Origin of the sequence: Vibrio sp. AND4 (genome assembly GCF_000171815.1) — a bacterium.
GTDB lineage: Bacteria > Pseudomonadota > Gammaproteobacteria > Enterobacterales > Vibrionaceae > Vibrio.
The window spans coordinates 1-4,159 of the sequence record NZ_ABGR01000063.1 but is presented as its reverse complement, the minus strand read 5'-3'; the positions used below and the strand labels follow the sequence as shown (position 1 = coordinate 4,159).

The following is a 4,159-nucleotide window of genomic DNA, read 5'->3' as shown; positions in this document are numbered from 1 at the left end:
TACCGCGTGGCGCAACCCAAGAGAGGAAAAGCTTATCTTTGAAGGTTAACTGACTGCGAACTGTTGACACAAAAATCGAAAGCGGGCGCGACACTAACTGCATGAAAACAAACAGCAGCGCGGCACCACTACCAAGCGCCGCGAAATCATCCAGACTGATTCGCGCAGCCAAGAAAATAAACAATCCGGTGATCAACAATATGGTTAAGTGTTCTTTGAAGTGCAGAATCTGCTGGATGTTGATGCCCTTCGCATTGGCTAGCCACATCCCCATGACGGTAACGGTGAGTAAGCCTGCTTCCGACTCTATTTGGTTAGAAATGGAGAACACACCAAGTACCACCATTAAGACGCCAAAAGGCTGAAGATACTCCGGCAGCCAAGCTCTGCGGATCACACTTGCCATCACGGCACCAGAAGTAGCACCAATAATCAAACCCACCGCAATAATGGTCGCGAACACTTCTGCGCTATTCACCGCACTGTGGGAGACAATAAACTCATAAACCATTACGGCAAACAGTGCACCCAATGGATCAATAAGTATCCCTTCCCAACGCAGAATATTGGCGAGTTTTGAAGTTGGACGCACCGTTCTCAGCAATGGCACGATCACCGTTGGCCCCGTTACCACGGTTAAGCTGGCAAACAAAATCGAGAGTTCCCACGAGAAATCAAGGAAATAGTGTGTCGCGACACTGGTTGTCACCCAAGAAATAATCGCACCGAAAGACACGATGCTCCAAACGGAGCCACTGACACCACGAATCTCTTTGAAATTCAGGGTTAAACTGCCCTCAAATAAAATCACCGCCACCGCGAGAGAAACTAAAGGAAAAAGTAAATCTCCGAGAATGTCATCTGGATTTAGCCATTGTAAAATCGGGCCAACAATAATCCCCGCTAGCAACAAGAACAGAATGGCTGGTAAGCGCATTCGCCATGCTAACCACTGACAACCTAACCCGATTACTCCAACCGCCGATAGCACCAGCGCTTCGTTGCCTACTTGCATTTATTATCACCTAATTTGTTATTGTTCTGGTGAGCTGTCATCCAAAACCGATTAACGCTATAAAAAGACTAGTTTAGTGTGAATCCTCCGCCAGTTTTCATTCAAATATGCGACTTTCTCATAAATTTCTTTTTCAATGTTGTATAACCCGTTTGTTTACCACACTGTGGACTAGACTTGGCGAAGTGGTTCAGTGGCAAAATAGTCAAAAATTAGCAATGCTCGAATAGAAGAAGGAGTGAAGCAGTTGTTTATCTCATTGGCGGTTACCTTGGCAATCTGCGCCATATTCATCACATTAAAGGCCGTGAGGCGTATATCGAGGCTCGAAGAAGAAGTGTCTCTGCTTCATCAAGAATTGGCACAACTCCACGCGCATTGGTTTAAAAGAGACGCTGACGCATCCCAGAAAAGAGCCCCCGAACTACATACATCAAGACCAGATCCAGCACCACCAGAGAGCGCTTCACAATCCTATGCAACAGCGCTCGAACCTGAGAAAGAAATGGCAACGCTAGCAGCAAAGAAAGCGCCACTGTCAATGGTTGAAGCAAACACCCCCTCAAACGATGACATGCATATTGCTCGTCTGGCGCAAGGTGATAACGCCACGTTCACAAAACACGCCAATAAACTGTTGACCAACGTCCAAGAAAATTGGCTAGTTTGGGTTGGCGCACTCGCGATGTTGATTGGTGGCGGTTATCTCGTACAAGTGATTGGCAGTCACATCGAGTTTTCACCTATCATGCGTGTGACCATCGCATTGACAATCTCACTTGCGACCACATTGGCAGGAGAATATTTCCACCGCCGCGAACAAAAAAATCCACAACGCGCTGAACGCGCAAAAGGCTTTACTTACGTCCCTGCTGCCATCACAGGAACGGGCTTAACCGGCATCTACTGCACGGTGATCTTTGCGTTTGTCTTCTATCAACTCTTATCGCCAAGCGCATCACTGTTGGTTTTGGCTGGCGGAGCATTCAGTAGCTTAGCCCTATCCCTACGCCAAGGTCCTTTAATGACCGTGCTTGGTTTGATCGGTGGTTACTCTGCTCCCCTGTGGATTAGCGGCACAGAGCCCAACTATTACTTGCTCGCCAGTTATATCACTTCAATTACGTTAGCTGCTCTTCTATTAATGCAAAAGAGCCGACACGCTTGGATCACACCATCGACAACCACAGCGCATATTTTGTGGATGTTATTGATGATTGAGAGCATGCCGATAGAACAAATCTTCTCATGGCTTACGATCTTCCTCTCACTCAGTTTGTACTTGCTGTTTGCAGTACCAAGAATGGGGTGGGGGCTCATGCCACGTTATCGTCATTGCCAAGGAAAATGGACACATCCTCCGACAGGCATCGCGCTGGCGATCGGCTTATTAGTGCTATCAGCATTAGCTCGCATGCCTAGCTTCGATCAAATTGAGATGCTTTACCTCTATGCGTTCTTTGTTGCCATGATTTGGCTGCCTGCCGTTCGTAATGCTTGGTCGTTAAGAATCTACTTACCGTCTATTTTGGTGCCTTCCATCGCGATCATGCTGCTTTCTTTTGCTCTTGAATCCACCTATGTAGCCGAAGAGAAAACTCTGGTACTGGTCGTGCTCGGTATCAGTATTGCGTTGATCGCAATGAGAACCTTATATCAATTACTTTCCGGTGATCGCGCAACACTTACAAGCACTCTCTTCCTTGTACTCGCCCCAACGATGACCTTAATTACCCTACTCTATATATCTGAATTTATGCCTGTTCACGCTTTAGGTTGGACGATCTTCACGATGGCGGTTGCGATTTACTACGCCATGGTCGGGCTGAGATTCAGAGCACTTGCGGTGGAGTGCTCGGCCATTATGCATGCCATCATCGCCGGAACCGCTCTTGTCTGGCTGAATGGCACTTGGCTCACCACGGCCATTTCGATTCAAGTAGCGGTCATGGCACTGCAAACTCAATTCAATCTGTTCCGTCCGGCAAATTGGGCAGTCAAAGTCGCGATGGGCATCTTGGTGGTTCGCCTGACCTTATTACCCTTTATTCCTGAGTGGCAACCTGCTAATGCTGGATACTGGGCTTGGGTGTTAATCAGTTACCTGCCTTCTTTGGCGATACTTATCTACGCTCGCACTGTGTTGCATCGCACAAATACAGAACTCGCCAATTGGTTTGAAGGCGCCTTCTTACACATTTTCTCGATGGCAATGTTCACTCAAACCAACTATTGGCTGACAGGACAATACGGCTACCTTGGTTACGTCGATTTCACATCTGCGATTGTTTTTGCAAGCCAAGTATTAGTTCTGGGTTTGGTTTACAGCTATCGCAGCCAGTTTGCGCAGCAGTTAACGCGCGTTTATCAAACCTACAGCTATCTACTTTGGGCCGCTTTTGTTGTGCTAATGATGTTGCTCAATAGCCTTGAGTCACCCTTGATGGTCAATAATGTTTCCGCTGATGCCATGCCTGTATTCAACATGCTATCGCTCGGTTGGCTGCTGCCAGCGGGTATATTGCTAGTCACCACTTACCAACGCTGGAATACACTGCGAATACCACGCCAGATCGTCGCAAGCTTTGGCCTTATCTTGGCCGCAATTTGGCTAGGCATGTCAATTCGACAATTCTGGCAGCCCATCTCTATGACACTCGCCCAGCCAACTGGCATGGCAGAGCTGTTTACTTACTCGATTGCTGGTTTGATGGTCGGCGGCTTACTGACATGGGCTGGCGCAACACGCAAAGCAATGACGATTCAACGCATTGGTTTGGCCGTGTTGGCGTGCGTCGCACTTAAGGTGTTCTTGTGGGATGTTCGCTCACTGGATGGCTTCTGGCGTGCGATCAGCTTCTTGGGCCTAGGTGCATCACTGATTGGATTAGGATGGTTATTCCAAAAACTCCACCGCTCGGTCGCATAGCCGGTCGAGCAAGCGGAATAAAGTTCAAGATAAGAAAGGTGATTCCCAACTCTTTTCTGGGTTACGCAACCACTGATGAATAGAGAAGGGAATCTTGGAGTGTTCTTAACGCGCTATTTCAACTGAGGTCTATTTCAACTAAAGAATTATTTCAACAGCGCCACAACCGTATGACGACGAACATTCGCTTGCGCATTCAGCGCTTGGAATGTCGA

General features: G+C 47.8%; 2 protein-coding genes. One reads left to right on the top strand and one right to left on the bottom strand.

Going from position 1 to position 4,159, the window contains the following annotated elements:
• Positions 1-1,015 (bottom strand): sodium:proton antiporter (locus AND4_RS18335; RefSeq protein WP_009844480.1); only part of this gene is annotated, 1,015 nt, incomplete at its 3' end.
• A gap of 238 nt (positions 1,016-1,253) precedes the next feature.
• Here AND4_RS18335 and AND4_RS18330 point away from each other — a divergent pair.
• The gene (locus AND4_RS18330) at positions 1,254-3,944 is read left to right on the top strand and encodes a DUF2339 domain-containing protein (protein ID WP_043991893.1); all 2,691 of its coding nucleotides are present in this window, start codon (positions 1,254-1,256) and stop codon (positions 3,942-3,944) included.
• Positions 3,945-4,159 lie beyond the last annotated feature (215 nt).